General features: G+C 70.7%; 21 protein-coding genes and 3 pseudogenes. 12 read left to right on the top strand and 12 right to left on the bottom strand.

Translation table 11 applies throughout. The features are described from left to right. Positions 1–9: 9 nt before the first annotated feature. Positions 10–621, bottom strand: coding sequence for a TetR/AcrR family transcriptional regulator (locus ACZ4LX_RS14695; protein ID WP_467649306.1), 612 nt, complete (start codon positions 619–621; stop codon positions 10–12). 226 nt (positions 622–847) lie between these two features. Between ACZ4LX_RS14695 and ACZ4LX_RS14690 the strand changes: the two genes are divergently transcribed. Continuing rightward, positions 848–1,375, top strand: coding sequence for a GNAT family N-acetyltransferase (locus ACZ4LX_RS14690; protein WP_467649308.1), 528 nt, complete (start codon positions 848–850; stop codon positions 1,373–1,375). Positions 1,376–1,490: 115 nt separating this feature from the next. On the opposite strand, the gene ACZ4LX_RS14685 is transcribed toward ACZ4LX_RS14690, so the two are convergent. From ACZ4LX_RS14685 to ACZ4LX_RS14670, 4 genes are all read right to left on the bottom strand, one after another. Then, a complete protein-coding gene (locus ACZ4LX_RS14685) occupies positions 1,491–1,766 on the bottom strand; it encodes a DUF4333 domain-containing protein (protein WP_467649370.1) in 276 nt (91 codons plus the stop codon). Between the two features lie 222 nt (positions 1,767–1,988). Beyond that, positions 1,989–4,388 (bottom strand): outer membrane protein assembly factor BamB family protein, encoded by a 2,400-nt coding sequence (locus ACZ4LX_RS14680; RefSeq protein ID WP_467649310.1) that lies wholly within the window; start codon positions 4,386–4,388, stop codon positions 1,989–1,991. Positions 4,389–4,679: 291 nt separating this feature from the next. Then, the gene (locus ACZ4LX_RS14675; RefSeq protein WP_467649312.1) at positions 4,680–5,531 is read right to left on the bottom strand and encodes an aldo/keto reductase; all 852 of its coding nucleotides are present in this window, start codon (positions 5,529–5,531) and stop codon (positions 4,680–4,682) included. Positions 5,532–5,698: 167 nt separating this feature from the next. Then, a complete protein-coding gene (locus tag ACZ4LX_RS14670) occupies positions 5,699–6,676 on the bottom strand; it encodes an aldo/keto reductase (RefSeq protein ID WP_467649314.1) in 978 nt (325 codons plus the stop codon). Between the two features lie 245 nt (positions 6,677–6,921). Here ACZ4LX_RS14670 and ACZ4LX_RS14665 point away from each other — a divergent pair, with 245 nt between their 5' ends. Both ACZ4LX_RS14665 and ACZ4LX_RS14660 read left to right on the top strand, forming a co-directional pair. Then, complete coding sequence (locus ACZ4LX_RS14665; RefSeq protein WP_467649316.1) at positions 6,922–7,845, top strand: helix-turn-helix transcriptional regulator; 924 nt, start codon at positions 6,922–6,924, stop codon at positions 7,843–7,845. Positions 7,846–7,929: 84 nt separating this feature from the next. Beyond that, positions 7,930–8,457, top strand: a complete 528-nt coding sequence (locus tag ACZ4LX_RS14660) for a hypothetical protein (protein ID WP_467649318.1) — start codon at positions 7,930–7,932, stop codon at positions 8,455–8,457. Positions 8,458–8,465: 8 nt separating this feature from the next. Here ACZ4LX_RS14660 and ACZ4LX_RS14655 read toward each other — a convergent pair. Both ACZ4LX_RS14655 and ACZ4LX_RS14650 read right to left on the bottom strand, forming a co-directional pair. After that, positions 8,466–8,549, bottom strand: a pseudogene (locus ACZ4LX_RS14655) (ATP-binding protein); the annotation flags it as partial. Positions 8,550–8,556: 7 nt separating this feature from the next. Further along, positions 8,557–8,721 (bottom strand): annotated as a pseudogene (locus ACZ4LX_RS14650) (XRE family transcriptional regulator); the annotation flags it as partial. Here ACZ4LX_RS14650 and ACZ4LX_RS14645 point away from each other — a divergent pair. Continuing rightward, entirely contained in the window at positions 8,683–8,889 is a 207-nt protein-coding gene (locus tag ACZ4LX_RS14645; RefSeq protein WP_467649320.1) for a DUF7848 domain-containing protein, read from the top strand. The pseudogene ACZ4LX_RS14650 and the gene ACZ4LX_RS14645 overlap by 39 nt on opposite strands. Before the next feature lie 111 nt (positions 8,890–9,000). Here the strand turns inward: ACZ4LX_RS14645 and ACZ4LX_RS14640 are convergent, their stop codons facing one another. Beyond that, a complete protein-coding gene (locus ACZ4LX_RS14640; protein WP_467649322.1) occupies positions 9,001–9,426 on the bottom strand; it encodes an ATP-binding protein in 426 nt (141 codons plus the stop codon). A 135-nt stretch (positions 9,427–9,561) separates the two neighbouring features. Here ACZ4LX_RS14640 and ACZ4LX_RS14635 point away from each other — a divergent pair, with 135 nt between their 5' ends. The 3 genes from ACZ4LX_RS14635 to ACZ4LX_RS14625 all read left to right on the top strand — a co-directional run bounded on the left by ACZ4LX_RS14635 (position 9,562) and on the right by ACZ4LX_RS14625 (position 12,044). Continuing rightward, complete coding sequence (locus ACZ4LX_RS14635) at positions 9,562–10,428, top strand: helix-turn-helix domain-containing protein (RefSeq protein WP_467649324.1); 867 nt, start codon at positions 9,562–9,564, stop codon at positions 10,426–10,428. Next, positions 10,425–10,670, top strand: coding sequence for a DUF397 domain-containing protein (locus ACZ4LX_RS14630; protein WP_467649326.1), 246 nt, complete (start codon positions 10,425–10,427; stop codon positions 10,668–10,670). Before ACZ4LX_RS14635 ends, ACZ4LX_RS14630 begins: the two co-directional genes overlap by 4 nt. Before the next feature lie 300 nt (positions 10,671–10,970). After that, positions 10,971–12,044, top strand: coding sequence for a hypothetical protein (locus tag ACZ4LX_RS14625; protein ID WP_467649328.1), 1,074 nt, complete (start codon positions 10,971–10,973; stop codon positions 12,042–12,044). Positions 12,045–12,098: 54 nt separating this feature from the next. Here the strand turns inward: ACZ4LX_RS14625 and ACZ4LX_RS14620 are convergent, their stop codons facing one another. Then, a complete protein-coding gene (locus ACZ4LX_RS14620) occupies positions 12,099–12,560 on the bottom strand; it encodes a hypothetical protein (RefSeq protein WP_467649330.1) in 462 nt (153 codons plus the stop codon). A gap of 27 nt (positions 12,561–12,587) precedes the next feature. Between ACZ4LX_RS14620 and ACZ4LX_RS14615 the strand changes: the two are divergent. Together ACZ4LX_RS14615 and ACZ4LX_RS14610 are read left to right on the top strand one after the other, a co-directional pair. Beyond that, positions 12,588–12,935 (top strand): annotated as a pseudogene (locus ACZ4LX_RS14615) (mycothiol transferase); the annotation flags it as partial. Positions 12,936–13,033: 98 nt separating this feature from the next. Continuing rightward, positions 13,034–13,267 (top strand): mycothiol transferase, encoded by a 234-nt coding sequence (locus ACZ4LX_RS14610; RefSeq protein ID WP_467649332.1) that lies wholly within the window; start codon positions 13,034–13,036, stop codon positions 13,265–13,267. A 123-nt stretch (positions 13,268–13,390) separates the two neighbouring features. On the opposite strand, the gene ACZ4LX_RS14605 is transcribed toward ACZ4LX_RS14610, so the two are convergent. Together ACZ4LX_RS14605 and ACZ4LX_RS14600 are read right to left on the bottom strand one after the other, a co-directional pair. Further along, a complete protein-coding gene (locus ACZ4LX_RS14605; protein ID WP_467649334.1) occupies positions 13,391–14,482 on the bottom strand; it encodes a hypothetical protein in 1,092 nt (363 codons plus the stop codon). A gap of 123 nt (positions 14,483–14,605) precedes the next feature. Continuing rightward, entirely contained in the window at positions 14,606–15,370 is a 765-nt protein-coding gene (locus tag ACZ4LX_RS14600) for a MerR family transcriptional regulator (RefSeq protein ID WP_467649336.1), read from the bottom strand. 212 nt (positions 15,371–15,582) lie between these two features. Here ACZ4LX_RS14600 and ACZ4LX_RS14595 point away from each other — a divergent pair, with 212 nt between their 5' ends. After that, the gene (locus tag ACZ4LX_RS14595) at positions 15,583–15,987 is read left to right on the top strand and encodes a type II toxin-antitoxin system PemK/MazF family toxin (RefSeq protein ID WP_467649338.1); all 405 of its coding nucleotides are present in this window, start codon (positions 15,583–15,585) and stop codon (positions 15,985–15,987) included. A gap of 506 nt (positions 15,988–16,493) precedes the next feature. Further along, positions 16,494–19,016 carry a DUF1963 domain-containing protein gene (locus ACZ4LX_RS14590; protein ID WP_467649340.1) on the top strand — a complete coding sequence of 841 codons (2,523 nt, stop codon included), beginning with the start codon at positions 16,494–16,496 and terminating at the stop codon, positions 19,014–19,016. Between the two features lie 83 nt (positions 19,017–19,099). Here the strand turns inward: ACZ4LX_RS14590 and ACZ4LX_RS14585 are convergent, their stop codons facing one another. After that, complete coding sequence (locus ACZ4LX_RS14585) at positions 19,100–19,945, bottom strand: LLM class F420-dependent oxidoreductase (protein ID WP_467649342.1); 846 nt, start codon at positions 19,943–19,945, stop codon at positions 19,100–19,102. A gap of 349 nt (positions 19,946–20,294) precedes the next feature. Here ACZ4LX_RS14585 and ACZ4LX_RS14580 point away from each other — a divergent pair, with 349 nt between their 5' ends. Then, a complete protein-coding gene (locus tag ACZ4LX_RS14580) occupies positions 20,295–21,026 on the top strand; it encodes a siderophore-interacting protein (protein WP_467649344.1) in 732 nt (243 codons plus the stop codon). Positions 21,027–21,072 lie beyond the last annotated feature (46 nt).

Raw genomic sequence — 21,072 nt, 5'->3', positions numbered from 1 at the left:
TCGCCCGCCTCAGGCGGCGGCGCCCCGCAGCACACTGGTCACGAGCCGTTCGACGTACGCGGCACCGATGGGCCGGCCGGTGATGAGCAGCCGGTAGTACAGCGCACCGGCCAACTGGTCGAAGACCACTTCGGGCTCGACATCCTGGTGCAACTCACCCTCGTCACGGGCCTGTTCGATGACGCGGAGCACCAGGGCGTTCCGCCGTACGAACATCGCCTGCACCGCCGAGCCGATGTCCGCGTGTCGCGCGGCGGCGGCGGCGACCTCGGCGACGAGCCCGGCGGACGCGTCCCCCGACGACGCCGGGGGCCCCGCGAGCCGCATCCGTTCGAGGCCGTCGACGATCGCGTGGAGGTAGCGCGTGAGATCGGCGCGCACGTCGCCCCGGTACTCGACGGGGACCTCGTCCTGCATCCGCGCCACGACGGCGACGACGAGGTGATCCTTGGTGGGCCAGCGCCGGTACAACGTGGTCTTGGCGACTCCCGCCTTTACCGACACCTCGTCGACGGAGAAGGCGTCGTAGCCGCGTGCGAGCAGCAACTCCAGGGCCGCCTCGGTGATTCGGGCGTCCACCGCCTCACTGCGCGGCCGGCCACGCCGGACTGCCGGTTCCATGCGCCCCTCCCTTTTCGCTACGACCGTCTCGTAAAACGAAGGTAGCCCCGACCTCACCATTGCGCAACGGCAGTAGCGAAAAGGATGTGCGCGGATGCCTACTGGTGGTGGAGGCGATCACGGAGAGGGCGAAGAAGAAGGAGAGGGAAGGAGAGGAAGGGGGCGGTGCGGGAGCCCTCGCGTAGGTTTGCCCTCTCGTCCGACGCAACGCGAAGAGGATCAGTCCATGCGTGGCAGTACCCGGATCCGCCTGATCGAGCCCACCGACGCCGGCCCGATCGCCGCACACCGGGTGCGTGACTTCGAGGCGTTCCGGCCGTGGGAACCGGCGCAGCCGGCCGCCTTCTTCACCCCGGAGGGCCAGGCGGAGCGGATCGACGGGCTGCTGGCCGGACACCGGGCCGGCACGGTCTGGCCGGGCGTGGTGCTCGCGGACGACCAGGTGATCGGCCAGATCACCGTCGGAGGCATCCTGCCTCAGCCGCACCTGCGCCGGGGCTCCGTCGGATACTGGATCACCGGCGCCGCCCAGAACCTGGGGCACGCCGGGCTCGCGGTCGGGCTCGCGCTCCGGCTGATGGCGGACGAACTCGGGCTGCACCGCGCCGAGGCGTCCACCAACCTGGAGAACCTTCCGTCACAACGGGTGCTGCGCCGCAACGGGTTCAGCCCGTACGGCGTCGCGCACTCCGCGATCTTCCTCGACGGAAGCTGGCGGGACGGGCTGCTGTGGGAACGCGTCCTCGGCGACTGACGGCCGGGGAGGACACACCCCAGGACGCGTATGCGGACGTGCCGCATGCACTGAAGGTCACCTCGACGCCTTCAGGGCAACGTGAGCGGTCTCGTCTTCGGCAACGTGATCGACCTCATCCGCCCGGGGCGTCGTCGACCTTGAAGTCCATGCTGACCTTGCCGTTGACGACCGACTTCGCGGTGACCGTCATGCCCTGCTTCTCGCCACCGTCGGTGAGTTCGCAGCGGATGGTGGCGCCCACCTCGGCCTTCAGGTCGTCCTCACAGGTGATGTCGTCGGGCTCGCGGCCGACCTGCTTGCCCAGCGCGGCCGAGGCCTGCTTGGCGACCTCGTCCTTGCTCACCGACTTCGAGCCCGCGCTGACCGAGCAACCCGCGGCGAACAGCACGGTCAGCAAGGCCCCCGCTGTTCCTACAGCGATCCGGCCTCCGGTCGACTGCCGCATCGGTCTCCCCCTAGGTCAAGAAATGTTCATGTCATGCACCGGGACGCGCAAAGACACCGCCCCGGTTCCCGCTGCCGGCAGCGGCCGGCCACCGACGGGCCCGCTCCACCGGGTCCACCGGGTCCACCGGGTCCACCGACCGAGCTGATCAGGTGCTGCCCGGTGTCACGTCTGGATGGCGTACAGGGTGTGGTCCTTGCTGCCGACGTAGACCACATCGCCCGCCACCGTCGGGGAGGACTCCAGAGCAGCGCCTGTCCGGAAGGCCCAGCGCTTCTTCCCTGTGCGCGCGTCCACCGCGTACAGATGGCTGTCCGCACTGCACACGTAGACCACCCCGTCCGCGACAGCCGGAGCGGGGAAGACACTGCTCTCGGTCTCGAAGGCCCAGCGCTTCTTGCCTGTCGCGGCGTCCAGCGCGAACAGGTACTCGATGCTGTCGCCGACGTACACCACGCCACCGGCCACGGTCGGCGACATGAGAGCGCGGTTGCCGGTGCCTACGTTCTTGTACTTGGAACCGGCGAGGGACCACTGCTGCTTGCCCGTCGCCGCGTTCACCGCGTACAAGCGGCTACTGGAGACGTAGACCAGGCCGTTGGCCACGACCGGGGCGGAGTTCACGCCGTCGAGGACAGGGAAGGCCCAACGGCGCTTGCCCGTCCCGGCGTCCAGCGCATAGAGGTGATCGTCGTCGCTGGAGAAGTACACGACGCCCTTCACCACGGTCGGCGTCTCTGTCACATCGCCGTTCTTGCCGCAGCGAAAGCTCCATTTCCGTTTTCCTGTCACCGCGTCCACCGCGTAGAGGCGCCCGTCGCTGCTTCCGGCGTAGACGACGTCGTCGACCACGACCGGCGACGAGAAGATCGATCCGTCGGCGAAGACCCAGCGCTTCTTGCCGGTTGCGGCGTCCACCGCGTACAGACCGTTGAGGTAGGTGCCCACGTAGAGCGTTTCGCCCACGACGGCGGACGAGGAGTAGACGACACTGCCGGTGTCGAGGGACCAGCGCTTTCTGCCCGTGGCAGCGTCCAGCGCGTACAGGTTGTTGTCGTTGCTGCCGAAGTAGACGACGTCGTTCGCGACGGTCGGCATCGTCATCACCTCGTCGTCTGTCCGGAAGGACCAGAGTGGCCGGCCGGGCTTTCTGGGGGCCGGTGGTGTGGTGGCACGGACGGACTTCCGTGCGGAGGGCTGGACGGCGGAGGGCGAACCTGCGGCGCCGGAACCCCTGTCGGCGGTCTTCCAGACCGTGACGGCGACTCCGGCGGCGACTGCTGTACCCGCCAGGGCCAACAGGACACCGCGCCGGGAGAGGGGAGGAGACGTGCCGCCCGGTCCTTGCACGGCGGGGTCGGCGGTCTGCGTGGGCGCGTCGTGCAGGGCCGGGGCGGCGCTCCGCGTCGGTGCGTGGTGCAGGGCCGGGGCGGTGGACGGAGAGGTGCCGGCGGCAGGAGACGTGTCGGTAACCGGCGAGGTGCCGGGCGTCGCGGTCGCGGCAGGCATCTGCGCCGGTTCGGGCGTGGCTTCGTGGAGTGCGGCAGGTAGGTCCGGCGCAGTCGGGGTCGGGGGCGACGTCGGTATCGGCGTCGGGGTCGGGGGCGACGTCGGTATCGGCGTCGGGGTCGCTGCTGCGGGCGTCGGGGTGGGGTTGCGGGGCAGAGGGGTGGCGGCCTTTTCCCGGACCAGCCGGTCGACCGCGTCGGGCATCCAGTCGGGCTCGGTGAGCAGGGGCGTCGGTTCGGCCGTGTCCCCCTCGTCCGGGGTGGTCATCCGGTGCAGCAGTTCGGCCACGGCCGGCCGCTGATCGGGCTCCTTGGCCAGGCAGGCCGCCACGATCCGGCGCAGTTTCGGCGGAAGAGCGTCGAGGTCGGGCTCCTCGTACACGGCGCGGAAATGCAGGGCGTGGGGGGTGCCGGTACCGAACGGGCCGATGCCGACAGCGGTGTAGGCCAGTACCGCGCCGAGCGCGAAGACGTCGCTGGCGGGCCCGATGGACCGGCCGGTGAGCTGTTCCGGGGACATGAAACCGGGCGTGCCGATCGTCATGCCGGTATGGGTGAGCGCGCTGGCCTCACTCGCAGTCGAAATGCCGAAGTCGATCACTCGGGGGCCGTCGGGGGCCAGCAGCACGTTGGAGGGCTTCAGATCGCGGTGCACGACACCGGCGGCGTGGATCGCCTCCAGTGCCTCGGCCAGACCGGCGCCGAGCGCCAGCACGTGCTCGGCCGGCCACGGCCCGTGCTGGGCAACCGCCTCGCCCAGCGACACACCCGATACGTAGACGGTCGCCAGCCAGGCCGGGGAGCCGTCGGGTTCGGCGTCGACGACCCCGGCGGTGAAAGCCCCGTTCACTCTGCGGGCCGCCGTCACTTCGCGAACGAAGCGACGCCGGAAGTCCAGGTCCCGGGCCAGCTCCGGACGTACCACCTTCAGCGCGACCGGACGGCCACCGGGCGAACGCCCCAGATAGACCTGCCCCATGCCGCCCGCGCCGATCCGCGCCACGATCCGGTACCGCCCCACCTGCCGCGGGTCCTCCGGCTCCAGTCCGTCGAACAAGGCCCCTCCTCTGCGCACGGCACAGCCCTCCCGGACCGCTGCCAGCGCATCATGCCAGAACGGGTCGGGCGGGAGAGGGAAGCATCGACGGGGCCACTGGGACGCACCTGTCCAGGCGTCACCCGCCCTCCGCCGCCGGTGATCACGTGGGCAGTGCTTGGCAGTTGGGCTCCCGGTCCCGCTTGACCGGACGAGGGCGAGCAAGGGCCTACGGCACGACCTACCCGCACCCTCTGTGGCTACGGGTCAGGCCCGCGGTAGGTAGCGGGTCAGGCCCGCCGTGGGTACGGATCAGGCGTCCAGCCGACGCTTGGCGAGCCACTCGACCATCTCGGGGTCGCGGTGGTCGAAGAACAGCGAGGCACCGGTGTCAAGGGTGGCGATCCGGGCCATCTGCTCGTCGGTGAGCCGGAAGCCGAAGATGTCGAAGTTCTCCGCCATGCGTTCGGCGCGGACGGACTTGGGGATGGCGACGACGCCGCGCTGGGTGAGCCAACGCAGGACGACCTGTGCGACCGACTTGCCGTGCTCCTTGCCGATCTCGGCCAGCAGGGGGTTGGTGAACAGGTCGTTCTTGCCCTCGGCGAAGCCGCCCCAGGACTGGATCTGGACCCCGTGTTCACCCATGAGGCGCTGGTAGTCGGCGCGCTGGAAGAACGGGTGGGTCTCGATCTGGTTGACGGCGGGGGTGATCTCGTTGTTGAAGATCAGGTCGAGCAGCCGGTCGGGGTAGAAGTTGGCGGCACCGATCGCCTTCGCGGCGCCTTCGCGGTTGAGGGCTTCCATGGCCCGCCACTGGCCGTAGACGTCGCCGAACGGCTGGTGCATCAGATACAGGTCGAGGTGATCGAGACCGAGCTTGCCCAGGGACGTCTCGAACGCGCGGCGGGTGTTGTCCTCGGCAGGGGCGTCCTGCACCCAGAGTTTGGTGGTGACGAAGAGGTCCTCGCGGGCGATGCCGCTGGACTTGATCGCCCGGCCGACGGCTTCCTCGTTGCCGTACGCGGCGGCGGTGTCCAGCAGCCGGTATCCGGCGGCGAGTGCCTCGGAGACCGCGCGTTCGGTGTCGTCGGCGGGGATCTGGTAGACGCCGAAGCCGAGGAGCGGCATCTCGACACCGTTGTTCAGGGTTACGGACTGCATGAGGTTGCTCCTTTACGTAGGGGGTCGGGGGGTCAGGCGGTGATGAGGGCCGTGAGGGCCGGTTCTCCACGCGGGCGTCTTGGGCCCGCACATCCCGGCCGCACGCATCAAGAGGCGCTGCTCCGAACGGGGGACCTCCGAGGGTGAGGAGGCCAGCATCCGGGAGGTCAGCGTTCGAGCATGCGCGCCTGGGCTTCGGTGTGGGTGTCACCGGCGGCAGGAGGCAGGCTGCTGAGCTGGTCGAGTTGCCCGGCGGTCAGCGTGATCGCGTCGGCGGCGACGTTCTCCTCGACCCGGCTGACGCGCTTGGTGCCCGGGATCGGGGCGATGTCCTCACCCTGGGCGAGCAGCCAGGCCAGCGCCACCTGGGCGGGCGTCGCGCCCACCTCGTCGGCCATGGCCTTGACCTCGTCGGCGAGGGCGAGGTTGCGCCGGAAGTTCTCACCGGTGAAGCGCGGATTGTCGCGCCGGAAGTCGTTCTCGTCGAACTGGTCGGTGGAACGGACGGTGCCCGTCAGGACGCCGCGGCCCAGCGGGGAGAAGGGCACCAGGCCGATGTTCAGCTCCCGCAGCGTGGGCAGGACACGCTCCTCGACCCCCCGGGTGAACAGGGAGTACTCGGACTGGACGGCGGTCACCGGCTGGACGGCGTGGGCGCGGCGGATCGTGTCGGGCCCGGCCTCCGAGAGACCGAAGGCGCGCACCTTGCCCTCGGCAATCAGTTCACCGACGGCGCCCGCGGTCTCCTCGATGGGAGTGTTCGGGTCCACGCGGTGCTGGTAGTAGAGGTCGATGTAGTCGGTTCCCAGCCGCTTGAGGGAGCCTTCGACGGCGGTACGGATGTTCGCCGGGCGGGAGTCCAGGTTCCACGCCCCCTCACCTCCGTGGGACACGAGGCCGAACTTGGTGGCCAGCACCACCTGGCCCCGGTGCCCCTTCAGGGCCGCGCCCAGCAGCTCCTCGTTCGTGTAGGGGCCGTAGATCTCGGCGGTGTCGATGAGCGTGACACCCAGCTCAAGCGCCCGGTGCACGGTCCTGATCGACTCCGGGTCGTCGGTACCGGAGCCGGTGTAGCCGTGGGACATCCCCATCGCACCCAGCCCGATCCGGGAAACCTCCAGGTCACGCAGGTTGATGTAACGCATATCGTCCTCTCCGCATCGTGGCGTCACCCGCCGCCTTGGCTCCCGCCCGGCCCGGTCCCGCCCGGCCCGGCAGCTCGCTCTTGAGCAGGCCGACGGCGGGATCCGGGTGTCGGGGTCCCTGCCGGTGTCCCGCGTGTCCAGCTTCACCCGGATCGGGCCGGTGTGGCAGGGCGAACTCTTCGGGGGCAACGACAGGGCCCCCCTCACCCCCGCGCGCCGGGCCGTGTGCGAGCGAGACTGGAGCCATGGCATACCGGAGCGCGAACAGCGAGGGCGCCGAGCTGGGCAGCTATCTGCGCGCCCGCCGCACCCGGACCAGTCCCGAATCCGCCGGTCTCACCGTCGGTACCGGTATCCGCCGCACCCCCGGCCTGCGCCGCGAGGAGCTGGCCACCCTCGCCGGCATCAGCATCGACTACTACGTACGCCTGGAACGCGGCAAGGAGACCCGTCCCAGCCCCGCCGTCCTCGACTCCCTCGCCCGAGCCCTGCGGATGGACGACCAGGAACACCAGCATCTGCGCGAGCTCGCCGCCCGCGCCGCCCGCTACGCCCCCGAGCCGCCGCCCGCCCCGAGCCGCACCGTGCGCCCCCACCTCAAGCTGCTGCTCGAATCGCTCCGTCCGAACCCTGCCTACGTCATCAGCCGCAGCATGGACCTGCTCGCCTGGAACCCCGGCGGCCTCGCCCTGTACGCGGGCCTGGACGACTGGCCGGCCACCCGACGCAACCTGGCCCGCTACCTCTTCCTGCACCCTGCGGCCCGTGGCCTCTTCACCGACTGGGACCGCCAGATCACCGCCTGTGTCGCCCGGCTGCGGGCCATCGCCGGCATCGCCCCCGACGCCCCCGATCTCACCCGGCTCGTCGGTGAACTCCTCCTCAAGAGCCCCGAATTCGCGGGCCTTTGGGAGCGTTACGAGGTGACCGGACGCAAGCCCGCCCACAAGACCTTCCAGCACCCGCTGGTCGGCGCGCTCACCCTCACGTCCCAGTCCCTTCAGGTGGAGGGCACGCCCGGTCAGCGCATCGGCGTGTACACCGCCGAACCCGGCAGCCCCGACCACGACGCCCTGCTCCTCCTCGACATGACCGCACCCCGGCCCGCGCCCACGGCGTCCCCGACGTCCTCGACCACTCCGGCCGACGCCGGCGGAGCAGCCGGATGAAGGGGCAGGCCCTGTCCGTCCCCCGTGACACACTCCTCATATCATCGTGGGGCACCCGGCTCTTCGAGGCTGGGGGGTACGGCTGTGCACAGAACGACGTGGGCTGCCGCGGCAGTCACAGCGGTCATCTCGTTCGGAGCCGCAGGCTGCGGCACGAGCGACGCCGACGCCAGGGCTGCCTCCGCCCCGACTTCGGTAAAGCCCCGGCCGAAGGGCACCGGTCCGCTCACCAAGGACGTCGTGCGCACCGACATCAACACCTCGGCTGCGGACGCGCGCGTTCCGGCGAACGCACCAGGGTGGGGTGATGGGTTCGAAGACGCTCCCGCCGGCTCACTGAAGTCGTGCGCCGTCAGCTACAAGGGGTACGGCACCGACGCCACCGCGGCCGATGTCGACCGCTACCAGGCAGTGCTGGACGAGCTCGGTGAGCGCGACTGGCAACAGACCCGGTCACCGGAGGAACGCAAGGCCCCGGACACCGGGGATACCGACAGCAGCCGGACGGTACTCAAGCAGCGCGGCTGGACCCTGGTCGCGAGCTACCAGGCCCTCAGTGACTCCGGCGTGATCACCCTGTCGGCCTTCGAGGACGTCTGCATGAAGGAGTAGGGCGCACACCCCGATACGTACCCGTGCGCCACCGCGTTCGCCGCCGGCTCGGCCACGATCACCGCCACGTTGTCGGACAGCTCGCTCCCGTACGGCGCTCATGCCGCCTGTCTCGTGTCGGCGAAGTTGCCGTACGGGGGCGGCGTCAGCGTTGACGCCCCAGGCGTGGGCGTTGACGAACTACTGGTCGTCGGCGCGGTAGACGGACTTGTAGCGCATGGCTTCGTGGGTACGGACGTCGATGCCCGGGGTGCCGGTGAGCCTGACGCGGAGCCGGTCCTGTACGCGATGCAGTGCGCGGTGGACGGAGAGACCTCGCCGACGAGCGAGGACTTCGCCGAACCGCAGGACTGGGTGCTGCGGCACTGCGGCCAGAACCCGTCCCACCACACCTACCGGGAGATCATCACCCGGTCCTGGCGGCGGACCTGACCCGTCCCGCTCGCCCAGGCTCCGTACCACTGCGACCCACCCCATTCCCCGTCCCTGCCGGGTGGCCGACCGAGGCTTCCCGTCCTTGCCAGTCCCGGCAGGGAAGGACCTTCACGTGCTGACGTCCATGGCACACTCCGCCCACACCGTCTTCCCGATCAGGCGCTCGGCCACGCCCCATCGCGCCGCCAGCGCCTCGACCAGATGCAGGCCGTGGCCCGTCTCCGCACCAGCCCCTCGGGCGCGCAGCGTCGGCCACCGCTCCCCGCGCGCGTCCGACACCTCGATCCGGACCCTGCCCGCGCCCGCTGTCAGCCGCAGCTCGAAGTCGCGCCCCGCTACGTACCCGTGCGCCACCGCGTTCGCCGCCAGCTCGGCCACGATCACCGCCACGTTGTCGGACAGCTCACTCCCGTACGGCACTCCCCACTCGTCCAGCTGGTGCACCGCAAGCCGGCGCGCGAGCCGGACGCCTCGGCGGGTGGCGGAGAAGCGTTGGACGAACTCGGTGCACTCACGGGTGATTTCGGCGTTCATGTGACTCAGCGTGTCTGCGTACTCGTACGCTGACCAGGAGTGACACCACGACTCCCTGAAGCTGTACGGATCCCTGCCGACGGCTGTACGGGCTTGTCGGGCCGTGACCGGACAGACAGAGGCGGTACGGGGCAGATGGCGAACGCGGAACGCGAAGAACGACCGGAGCGGCCGGCCGAGTCGGACGGTACGGCGCACCTGTTCAGAGCGCTGGGCAAACAGATCAAGGTCCTGCGCGAACGCGCGGGCCTGAGCCAACGGGAACTGGGCCTGGCGGCGCACTGCGGGGAAGACCTCGTGTCGGCGGTGGAGCGGGGAGTACGGACACCTCAGCCGGACTTTCTTGAACGCGTCGACCGGGCGACCGGCGCGGGCGGGGTCCTGATCGCCGCGGCGGACGACGTACAGAAGGCGCTGACGCAGGTGCGGACGCGTCACCCGGACTGGTTCCGGGACTATGCGCGGGCCGAGGCGGAGGCGGTCGCGCTGCACGAGTACAGCTCACAGGTCGTTCCCGGTCTGCTGCAGACGGAGGACTACGCGCGGGCTGTATTCACCCAGAGACGCCCATTCCTGAACGAGGAAACCATCGAGAAACGCGTCGCTGACCGGCTGGCACGACAGCAAATTTTCGAGCGCTGGCCCGCGCCGACCTTCAGCTACGTGCTGGAGGAAACAGCGTTACGCCGCCCCATCGGAGGGCGGGCCGTACATGCAGAACAGCTGCGACAACTCCTGCGCATCGGTCGCCTGCGCACCGTGGAGATTCAGGTGATGCCGACCGATCGAGAGGAACACCCTGCGATTGACGGCACGTTCACCTTGATTACGCCCAAGGGGCGATCTCAGGCCGCCTACACGGAGCTCTATGGCAACCCCCGGCTGATTACCGATCCAGAATCAGTCCGAGTCTTCAGCGAGCGCTATGGGATCATCCGAGCGCAGGCTCTCACCCCGAGGGAGTCCCTGACACTCATCGAAAAGATGCTGGGAGAGCTATGAACACCGAGCAACTGCACTGGTTCAAGAGCAGCTACAGCAGCGGCGAGGGCGGAGCCTGCATCGAGGTCGCATACGACTGGCGCAAGTCCAGCCACAGCACCGGCGAAGGCGGCAACTGCATCGAGGTCGCCACCTCCCCCGCCACCATCCACATCCGCGACTCCAAAAACCCCCAAGCCCCCCACATGGACGTGACCCCCGCCGTCTGGTCCGCCTTCCTCACGTACGCCTGCCAGAACTGACCCCGGAACGCCCGTCACCGGGACGCGGGAATCCACGATGCGGCACCCCACGTCGTGGATTCCCGCGTCCCGGTGACGCACGACGTAAAGGCTTTTAAAGGCTCTTGGAAGAGAACTCACTACCCACCAACCCCGCCCGGAGGGCGCGTCACCCGCACGGGTGAGGTTCGCCAACTGGGCTGGATTCTGCCCCGGTTGCCTGGCATATGCTCGCCGCACCAACTTCAGACAGCTGACGGCCCCCGCCGGGACGACAATCCCGAGCGGGGGCCTGACCAACACGGAAGTAGTCCCTTCCCGATGGATACCTCGCAGGTTATCGCGGCCCCCTATTGCCCGCCCTCTGGCGTCGAGCATGTCAACGTCCGCCACACCGAACGTTTCACCGTCGTGGGCAACCACCTCAGCCAGCACAGCGAGCTCTCGCTCGCTGCCCGGGGCCTCGGCCTCCACATCCAGTCGCTGCCGCCCGGCGCCAAGATCGGCATCAAGGCCCTGGCCGCCCGCCTGCCCGCCGACAGTGAGCATCGCATCGCCGCAGCCCTGCGGGAGCTGGAGGAACACGGCTACCTGAAGCGCACCCGGGTGCGTTCGCCGGAGGGCAAGGTGTACACGCGCACGGTTTCGTACAACCACCCGGACCCCGCAGCCGGCGCCAAGGCGGAGACAACCAGGCCGCGCAAGCCCCGCCCGGGTCCGGTACCGGCCCCGACACCAGCACCAGCACCAGCACCAGCACCAGCACCAGCACCGAATCCCACCCTCGGGCCGGTCCCGGTCCCGGTCCCGGTCCCGGTCGCGATCCCGGTCCCGAACCGGGCCGCGATCCCGATTCCGATCCCGGCCGCGATCCCTGCCCCGCTTCCAGCCCCGGCGCCTCCCACGGACGCCACAGGCCCCGCAGAGCCCACAGACTCCGTAGAACCCGCCCCGCTCCCCCGCGTCCCCGCGCCCACCGCCAAGAAGCCGCCTCGGCCCCCGCTTCCGCAGCCGCTCAATCCCCGGCCGCAGCTCCTCCAGGCTGCCGCGCTCCTCCTCGTCGGGCTACAGAAGCAGGACGCCGAACTCCGCCTGACCGAGGAGCAGATCGACTTCCTCGTCCCCGGTGTGGCCGCCTGGTTCGAGCGGGATGCCTCGCCCGACGCCGTACGCAAGGCGCTCACCGAGGATCTGCCCCGGCCCGTACGGTTCCCCGCGCATCTGCTGAGGCACCGGCTCACCGTCTCGCTGCCGTCCGGACGCTCCCTGCCCGCCGCGTACCGGCCCGTGCCGTTGCAGAACTGCGACGGCTGCGACCGCGCGTTCAGGGCGCCGAAGCCGGGCAACTGCGACGAGTGCGGCGGAGGCACGGGGCCGGACCCGCTCGGTGCCTGACGGGAGTCCCTGGTCGCACCGTCCCGGAACGGGAACGGAGGACGGGCCTGGCGGCTATGGCTGGTCCAGGACTGCGCCACGACAGACCTGAATCAAGCTCTCCAGCGCTGTTGTCAATTCATCGAGCCACTGTGTGCTCAAGCTGTCAGTTGACCGGGCCATCGCTCGTACGGCCGCTGTGTGCACTGCCTTCACACCGATCGCCACAGGCGCCGGCTCAACCAGTTGTATACGCAGGACCTTGAGCGCCACCGACGCCATGAGCTGCTCGAACTCCTCTCTCACAGGCTCGACTTCCGCCATGTTGCCGAGAGTGGCGCGTGCGACCAATTGCTTGGCCTGTTCCATGGCAAGCAGGAAGTCCTCCAGCCGCTCGGCACGCTCTCGTTGCTCAGTCCGACGCGATTCGCGGCGCCACTTCGCTCGCTCGCCGAACAGGGTCAGGCCCGTGCCCAGGGCGACGCCGAACAGCGCGGTGCCACCGGTGATGGCTGCCGACCACAGTGCAACATTCATGAACCGAGCTTCGCTCTCGAAATCCGAATGTGCAGGCGAACTCGGGAAGTCAGAGGGTCGAGCTCCCGCCAGACCATCGCGCAGTGCCGGAGTCGCCAGACAGTTCTCAAGACCGTCAGCAGAGGACCGCGCCCGGCTGTTCTCCTCGCCATGGGCGAGTCAACTACCCTGCCGGGCCAGGCCGAAAGCCTCACCGAGGCAGAGTCTCTACGTGCGGTTCTGGAGCGCAACCGACGGACCGTCGCCTGGAAGACGGCGGGGCTCGACGCGGAGGCTCTGCGCGCGAACACGGCGGCCAGTTCGATGACGCTCGGCGGCCTCGTCAAGCATGTGGCCCTGGTCGAGGCGGACTGGCTGGCCGTGAAGCTGGCCGGCCAGGAGTACGGCGCCCCGTGGGATGCCGTGGACGCCGACGCCGACCCCGACTGGGAATGGCGCACCGGGCTCTGGACTCCCCAGATGATGTCTACGCAGTGTGGCGGGACGCTGTCGAGCGATCGCGCGAGCTCGTCGCCGATGTCATCAAGGAGCGCGGGCTCGACGGACCGGCGTCCTACACCTGGCCGAACGGTCGCACGCCCAGCGTCCGGGCCATGCTCCTGGACATGATCGAGGAGTACGCGCGCCACACGGGCCACGCGGACCTCCTTCGTGAGGCAGTGGACGGCGGCGTCGGCGAGGGTGCGCCCAAGGACCTCACCTTCTAGGAGAGTTCTCGGGCGGCCGAGCGGGACGAGCGGGGACGAGCGGGGCGGATTTGTCGGTGCGGCCCCCGGGTGCGGGCCTCCCGAGCGCGGGCCTCCCGAGCGCGGGCCCCCGGGTGCGGCCCGCTACTGGATGCTCCAGCGATGGGGGTGCTCCGGCTCCTCGGGGCAGGCGAATACGTTGAGCTCACCCCAGCGGCCCACCGTGACCTCCGTGGGAGTGGCGGCACCGTGAGTGGGCCGGTTCAGGTCCTCCAGCGGTTTCCAGCTGCCGCTGCCGCCGTCCCATTCCGAGCTGTCGATGGTCAGCAGCAGGTGCATCGGTGCCGTACAGCTCAGGCAATCCATGGGCGAGGGGTCGGTGGCGTGCCAGGAGGCGAAACCGCCCACGCGCCAGCCGGGCGGGATGGACAGGTCGTACTGGTAGCCAATCGGCTCCGTCACGCTCTCGTCCGTCGACTGCCCGGCGTCCTCGTCAAGAACCTCCGCTTCAAAGGCCTCTTCTTCAAAGGCTTCCTCTTCAAAGGCTTCCTCTTCGAGGGCTTCTTCCCAGGCGTCGATCCGGGCGCCCAATGCCTCCGGCAGAAGGCCGGAGAACGGGTAGGTGACCACCTGCTCCGGGTGCAGCACACAGGGCTCGGGCACGAAGCCGTCCGACCCGACGACCAGTGGCTGCGGCGGTGCGGTCAGCACCTCGCCGACCTCCCACGACCGCCGCCAGCGCAGGTGCGGCGACAGGTCGTGCCGGCCAGGTCCGTGCGCGTCGAAGGGACACCAGAACACCTGGAGCAGATCGCAGTCGCCCGGCCCCTTCGGCAGGTCGGGCACGTCCCGCCGGTACAGCTGCGCGAGGCCGATCATCGGCAGCGGATCGGTGTCGGAGACCCCGGGGATCCGGTGCTTCCGGCCCAGCTCGCCCAGGAGCGTCCGTTCCTCGTCCGTCGGGCCGGGGGCCTGCTCGCGCGCCCATGCGTCAGCCAGAATCCGCCGGTAGCGGCGGATGTCGGCCGGGCGTCGGCCACGCCCACGGGCGTGGGCCTCGTCGCACACCGGCCATGGCTCGTCCGCCGGCCACAGCAGAGGACCACCCACGGAACTGTCCGACACCTTCGGTTCGCCCGGCCTCGGATGGAGCCGGGTGGTCGTTCCCCGGAAGTCCGCCAGTTCGGGGAAGAGCGCCTCGACATCGAGAGGGCGCGGGCGCGTGGTCCTCGTCATGGGCGTGACCCTAGACGCCTGAGATCCGAGGTCACCGAGCACCCCCCGGCAGCCGCACCCCGGCACCCCGGGCACTTCGGCCGCGCCCGGACCCCCGGTCAGCTCAGCTCAGGCACCGGCCGGTCAGCCCAGACGGGCCTCCGCGTAGAGCGTCATCGCTTCGCACTGGTACGCGGCCAGGCCCTCGGCGATCCGGTCGAAGTTGACCCGCATCCGGGGGTCGTCGACGTAGATCCGGCCCAGGCCCACATAGGCCTCCGCGTTCGGTGTCCAGAAGCGGCAGATGCTCCGGTAGTGGGCGTCGGTCTCCGCCTGCACGGCGGGGTCGGCGGCCGGTGTGCCCGCCACCATGAACTCCGCGAGGCGGATCATCTGCGCGGTGGCCTCGCGCTGCCACGCCTCCTGGTCCGCACCGGTCATCGTCTCCCTGGACCTGCGGGCCTCCTCCCACGCCTCCGGCCACCGCTCGCGCACCTCGGCATCCTCCTCGGCGGTGTGCGCGAGGCCCTCGAACAGGTTCTCCGGCCTGTTGATCCCGGCCATGTCGTTGCCGTCCTTTCCTTCCTCCAGTTCGGCGATGGTCCGCTCGACCGTCCGGACGAGCGTGTCGAGCCGGTCGCGTTCCTCACGCAGCCGCCCGTGGTGCTCGCGCAGGGCGCTCACCGGGTCGGTGCGCTCGTCCAGCACGCGCCGGATCTCACGCAGCCCCAGGCCCAGCTCCCGCATCAGCAGGATCCGCTGGAGGCGCAGCAGTCCGGCCTCCTCGTAGTAGCGGTGCCCGTTGCTCGCGATACCCGCGGGCGGCAGCAGGCCGATCTCGTCGTAGTGCCGCAGCGTCCGGGACGTCACCCCGGACATCCGCACCACCTCAGCGATCGACCAGGCCATGGCCGCGCCTCCCCTCACCGGGCCGGTTTCTCCGGCCGCACACCTGACCGTAGGAGTTGACGCAGCGGAAAGCGCAAGCCGGAGACGCCGGGCAGCAGGTCACGACGGCGTACGAACCGAGCGCCGCGGGCGGTCGCGTGGGCAGGGTCTACGCTGCGAACTGCGGCCACCGCGTGCGCGGCGTCCGGCTCCGGTCCGTCTCTGGAGGGCTTGTGCAACGTGGTGAGGTCTGGTGGGTCCAGTTCGACGAGCGGAGGTTGGTCGTCCTGCTGTCGGGGGACGAAGCCTCCGGCTTCCGGGTGATGCAGGTCGTCGCTCCGGCGGGCGTCGACCTCAGCGGTCTGGGCGTCGAAGTGACCGTGGGCGCGGATGAAGGGCTCCCGTTCGAAGGCGTGCTGCGGCTCGCGTTCCCGCGTCCGGGCTTCACCCCGTGCACCTGGCTGACGACGGTTTCCCGGGACGATCTGATGGAGCGGGCGGGGGTCCTGTCCTCCGCGAAGCTCAGCGAGGTCGACGATGCGCTCCGGCTCACCGAGCAAGTGCGGGAGTGGACCCCGGCGGCGACCGCCAGGCTCAGCGAGATGAGGGACGCTCTCCGGCTCGGTGATCCCGGGTAGCCGGAGAAGGACCCGACACCCCCCGCCGTGGCAGGCACCCGGCGACGCCCGGGCTCCCCATCAGCACCCAGGGATGCACCGGCCGCGCCCTCAGCACCCGGTAGCACCCGGACGCCCCATCAGCACCCAGGGGTGTCCGGGCCGCGCCCTGGCCCGGACACCGGGGAACGAGTAACCCGCCGGAAGGGGCGGGCCACGGGATGCGGCTGAGGGTCTTGTGTACGACGCCGCGGCGCCTGTGCGCGGCGCGTGCGAGCGCGAGGCCCCGGATCAGGGAGTGCTTGGTGTGCTCGCCGGCGGCGGTGCCCTCCACAACCTTGACGGCGATGCCGCGCTGGAAGAGGTCGTTGAGGACGATCAGCCCGTCGAGGAGGTTGCGGCCGGGGCGGTCGACTTCCTGGACGGTGAGCGTGTCGCCGTCGCGGAGGCGGTCGAGGAAGACCCTCCGTGCGCCGTACAACTCCGCGCTTTCGACAGCGTGTTGGTCCGCACCTACGATTCCCTGCATGCCCCAGGACATGACAGAAATCACCACAGCCGCGCAGTCCTCGGAAGGCGTGGACGTCTCGGCCGACATCGAGGCCGCGATACGCACCTGTCTCGCACCGCTCAAGTCCGCGCACGCCTTCGACGCCCCGCTCGCGTACGTCCTGCACGGCGGGGAGGAGCAGTCCTTGGACGCGCTGTACGGGCTGGGGACCGCGCCCGCCGCGAAGCTGGTCGCCGGGCGCGAGCACACGTGGCGCGAAGAGGAGATCGCCCGCGTCGCGGAGGCGGAGCCCGAGTGGAGTGCCGAGGCCGCCAGGACCGCGCGGCTGGTCGTCCACGAGTACGCCCCGCCCGCCGTGCTCGCCCGGTTCGGCCACGTGCTGGACGCGCTCGCCCACTCCGACCCCGCCCGGCGGTCTTCCGGCGCCTGGCTCGCCACGCTGACGGAACAGACGGCGTTCACCACCACTTCCCTGTCCCCGGCAGCCCGGCGCACCAGGGCTCGCTGGACCCCCCAGCTCCTGCACGACATCGCACGGGCCGGCGGCACGCCGGGCGCGAACCCCGCGCGCACGGCACTCGCCACGCTGCTGCCCGGCGCCCCGAACGCGCAAGGGGTCCTGTGGAACCTGTTCATGGAGAGCGACGCCGGCGACGCGTTCCTCGCCCGGCACGCCGACATCCTGGCCGAGGTCGCCCCCGCGACCGGTGCCCGGGCGCGCGCGTTCGTGGCCGTCCGCTGCGGCTCCGCCCCCGAGCGGCACGCCGGTCTCCTCGCCGCGCTGGCCGTCGACGAGGACGCCGGAGTGCGCGTCGAGGCCCTCGCCGCGCTGGCCTGGCTGCCCGAGGAGCGCCAAGTGAGCCTGCTGCGAACGCACCTGCGGACCGTCCCGCCGGACAGACTCGACGAGGTCCTGCGCGCCCTGGCCGATGCCGAGGGAGGCGCCGAGGCCATCGAGGACGCCTTGCGTGTGCGACGGGAGGAGGAACCGGAATACGCCGGGCCGCTGCGCAGCGCCCTCGCCCGCGCGAGGCTCAGGCGCGAGGGCGCGGGCGTCGTTCCCGTACCGCCGACAGCGCTGCCGGCCGACGCCGAGGTCCTGGCGGAGCTGGACACGCGGGCCGCCGGGTCCCGTACGGACGGGGAGGAATTCTGGCCGGGCATCAGCGAGTTCCTCCCGCGCGTGCCCGATGTCCGGGCGGTACGGGACGCGCTGCGCGAGGCGGGGATGCGCGACGCCGACCGGCGGCTCGCCGCGCTCCTGATCACGCGCAGGGAGCCGTCCCACGGCCCGTGCCTGGGGGAGAAGCTGACTGCGCGGGACGCCGGGCGGTGGTGGCCGTTCTTCGCCGAACACCCAGGCCTGGCCATGGAGTTCTTGCGCGCCGACGGCGACGAGGAGTGCCAGGACGACGGCCCCGACACGATCGCGATGATCCTCCCCCTCCTGGCCCGTTTCCCAGTGATCCCGGAGACTCTGCGCCCGCGCCTGACCTCGCTCGCCCTCGGCCGCACCTGGCACCGCGCGCCCGCACGGCGTGTGCTCGGCGACGACCCGGGCGCCCGGGCCGAGGCGCGGGCGGCGCTGGAGAGCACCGAGCCGCTGGTACGGGACTCGGCGGCCGAGTGGCTCGCGGAAGCGGGCGAACCGGGGGTCGCGGCCCCCGAACCGGGGGTCGCGGCCCCCGAACCGGGCTGGGAGTTCGGCGCGGGCGTACTGCCCCCGGCGGTGCGGACGCTGCCCGCCCGCGTCCTCCGGGTCCTCCACCGCTTCAAGAGCAAGGCCGTCGAAGAGGGCGTGCCCGCGGCGGACGTGGACCGCTGGCTCGGCCTCGCCCGTCCGGTCCTGCTCACCGCCGCCGACGCGAGCGCCCCCGTGATCGCCACGCTCGGCGGCCCCCTGATGCTCCCGCCGGACGTCCCGGATCCCGGCGACAACGGCGCGTGGGACCAACAGCTCATCGCGACCGTCGACTTCGCCGCCATTCCACCGGGCACGACCGATCTGCCGCTCCCGCCCGACGGCAAGGTCCTCCTCTTCGCCAACGCCGATCTGGAGATGGAACCGGAGGGCGGCGCCGTCTACATCCCGGCCGGAACCCCGGTGGAGGAGCGGGAGGTCTCCTTGAGCCACGACGTCTACGAGTACGACACCCCGGAAGGCCTGGACGCCGAACTCCACAGGATCGGCGAACTCCGGCTCGCCCGGGGAGTCTCGCTGCCGTCCACACCGCCCGAGGACGAGGTGATCGCGCGGCACCCCCACGCGGAGACACTGTGCGACGTCTGGCTAGAGCACGGGGACGGCACCGCGTGGCAGTTCGGAGGCTACGCCGACGATTTCGACGGCTACGGCGACCCCGTCGCCGACTCCGCGCTCGGCGAGCACGAGCCGGACCGCGCGGACCCGGAGAACTGGGTCCTGCTCGCCCAGTGGGCCGGCTTCCCCATGGCGATCCTCTACTGGACCCTCACCCGCCAGGACCTCGCCGCCCGCCGCTTCGACCGCGTCCACGTCCAGATGTTCTCCAACCCCTGACGCTCCGGGGGGAATGTGCGACATCCTGTGGGCTGCTCCGAGGGGCGCCGAGTCCACGACCCCGTGGCATGTGACGGCAGAACCTAGAGGTACTCCGCGTACGCGTCCAGCGTCCGCAGGACCTCCGGTTCGGCGGCCGGAGGCAGTTGGAGGACGATCTCCTCGATGCCCAGGTCCGCGTAGTGGGCCAGCTTGCCGGGGCTCGGCAGGACCGCGTACGGGATGACCTGGAGGTCCTTCGGGTCGCGGCCCGCCGCCTCCCAGACCGTACGGAGCGCGGGCACGGACTCCGTCAGGCCCCGGCCACCGATGGGCATCCAGCCGTCCGCGTACTCCGCGATGTGCGCGAACAGTTTGGGTCCGGCCGCGCCGCCGATCAGGGTGCGCGGACCGACCACCGGGCCGCGCGGTCGCTGCAACGGCTTCGGGTGGGCGTGGCTGGACCGGACGGAGCCGAACTCTCCCTCGTACGCCGTGGGTTCGTCCGCCCACAGGGCGCGCATCAGGGCCATCCGGTCCCGGCCCAGCTCGCGGCGGGTCGACCAGGTCACCCCGTGGTCGGCGGCCTCCTCGACGTTCCAGCCGAAGCCGAGACCCAGGGTGAAACGGCCGCCGGAGAGGTGGTCGAGGGTGGCGATCTGCTTGGCCAGATCGATCGGGTCGTGCTGGGTGATCAGCGTGATCCCGGTGCCGAGCGCCAGCCGTTCGGTCACCGCCGCGGCCTGCCCGAGGGCGACGAACGGGTCCAGGGTGCGGCCGTACTCGGGTGGCAGCTCGCCACCCGCCGGGTAGGGGGTGTCCCGGCTCACCGGGATGTGGGTGTGTTCCGGAAGATAGAGCCCGGCGAATCCCCGCTGCTCCAGCTGGTGCGCGAGCCGCACCGGTGTGATCGTTTCGTCGGTGAGGAAGATCGTTGTGGCGATCCGCATACGAGGACACCTCCGTGGTCGTCTGGTGGCGGCTCCAACGTATGCCGTGCGGTGCGCAAAGCCGAGACCTCGGCGCGCCATCGGGGAGGGCGGGGTCGGGGTGGGCGCGTCACGGGCGTCGCGCCGGCCGTGATCGCGGTCGGACCGGCCGGGCGGGCCGGACGGGCCGAGCGGAATCCGGGCAGGCTCCGGCACAGCGAAGTGGCGACCGGTCGCCACCTGCGTGAGGGCCCGTCATGACTCTTGCTTTACAAGGTCGTTGAACTGATCCGGAACACGCCTTCCCCAGGAACACCACTCCAAGTTAGGCTTACCTAAATAGACCGGTCCGGGCGGAGAGGGTGCGGCTGTGGGACATGGCTGGGAGGGCGTCGTCCTCAAGTTGATGCGGGGGCGGGACTTCACCTTCACCGTGATCGCGACCGAGCGGATAACCGACGGCTTCCGGCGTGTGTACGTCACCGACGGCGGGATGCTCTCCACGATCGGGCGCGCCCATCCGACCATGTGGGTCCGGCTCTGGTTCGAGCGCGACGGGAAGCCCCGTCAGCGCGCCTACACCCTGGTCGATCCCGAACCGGAGACCGGCATGTTCGGCCTGGACTTCGCACTGCACGACGGACCGGCGAGTGACTGGGCACGGGCGGCCGAGCCGGGCGACACCATTGACGCGACCCTCCAGGGCACCGGCTTCGCCCTCCCCCGGCCGGCACCCTCCCGGCTCTTCGTGATCGGCGACCCGGCCTCCCTGCCGGCGATCAACTCCCTGCTCGGCGCGGTCCCGGACACCCCGGCGACGATCTGGTTCGAGACCCCGCCCGGGTCGGACGAGAAGCCCCCGCTCCGCCTGGACCCCGCCCATCACACCCTCCACCGGGTCGAACGCAACCACCGGGGCGCCGGGCTGGTCGACTCGGTGAAGGCCGGACTCCCGGAGCTGCTGGGCGCCGATCCGTCCGACGCGTACGTCTGGATCGCCTGCGACACGGCGACGACGAGATCCCTCTCGGGGTACGTGCGCAGGGAGCTGTCCGTCGCCAAGGAGCGTGTCCACGCGCTGGGTTACTGGCGTGCGAGCTGAGCGGGACCGGCTTCGGGACCCGCTCGGACGGATCCCGCGCCCGCCC

It is taken from the genome of Streptomyces sp. NPDC026062, assembly GCF_055568375.1.
This window is presented reverse-complemented; position numbering and strand designations above follow the sequence as displayed.

What these genes read in the sequence shown, in the direction of transcription:
- ACZ4LX_RS14640 (WP_467649322.1), bottom strand. Translation starts at nt 9,426, where the DNA reads ATGAACGCCGAAATCACCCGTGAGTGCACCGAGTTCGTCCAACGCTTC.
- ACZ4LX_RS14590 (WP_467649340.1), top strand. Translation starts at nt 16,494, where the DNA reads ATGCCCCAGGACATGACAGAAATCACCACAGCCGCGCAGTCCTCGGAA.
- ACZ4LX_RS14635 (WP_467649324.1), top strand. Translation starts at nt 9,562, where the DNA reads ATGGCGAACGCGGAACGCGAAGAACGACCGGAGCGGCCGGCCGAGTCG.
- ACZ4LX_RS14670 (WP_467649314.1), bottom strand. Translation starts at nt 6,676, where the DNA reads ATGCGTTACATCAACCTGCGTGACCTGGAGGTTTCCCGGATCGGGCTG.
- ACZ4LX_RS14585 (WP_467649342.1), bottom strand. Translation starts at nt 19,945, where the DNA reads ATGCGGATCGCCACAACGATCTTCCTCACCGACGAAACGATCACACCG.
- ACZ4LX_RS14690 (WP_467649308.1), top strand. Translation starts at nt 848, where the DNA reads ATGCGTGGCAGTACCCGGATCCGCCTGATCGAGCCCACCGACGCCGGC.
- ACZ4LX_RS14665 (WP_467649316.1), top strand. Translation starts at nt 6,922, where the DNA reads ATGGCATACCGGAGCGCGAACAGCGAGGGCGCCGAGCTGGGCAGCTAT.
- ACZ4LX_RS14600 (WP_467649336.1), bottom strand. Translation starts at nt 15,370, where the DNA reads ATGGCCTGGTCGATCGCTGAGGTGGTGCGGATGTCCGGGGTGACGTCC.
- ACZ4LX_RS14620 (WP_467649330.1), bottom strand. Translation starts at nt 12,560, where the DNA reads ATGAATGTTGCACTGTGGTCGGCAGCCATCACCGGTGGCACCGCGCTG.
- ACZ4LX_RS14605 (WP_467649334.1), bottom strand. Translation starts at nt 14,482, where the DNA reads ATGACGAGGACCACGCGCCCGCGCCCTCTCGATGTCGAGGCGCTCTTC.
- ACZ4LX_RS14695 (WP_467649306.1), bottom strand. Translation starts at nt 621, where the DNA reads ATGGAACCGGCAGTCCGGCGTGGCCGGCCGCGCAGTGAGGCGGTGGAC.
- ACZ4LX_RS14630 (WP_467649326.1), top strand. Translation starts at nt 10,425, where the DNA reads ATGAACACCGAGCAACTGCACTGGTTCAAGAGCAGCTACAGCAGCGGC.
- ACZ4LX_RS14625 (WP_467649328.1), top strand. Translation starts at nt 10,971, where the DNA reads ATGGATACCTCGCAGGTTATCGCGGCCCCCTATTGCCCGCCCTCTGGC.
- ACZ4LX_RS14675 (WP_467649312.1), bottom strand. Translation starts at nt 5,531, where the DNA reads ATGCAGTCCGTAACCCTGAACAACGGTGTCGAGATGCCGCTCCTCGGC.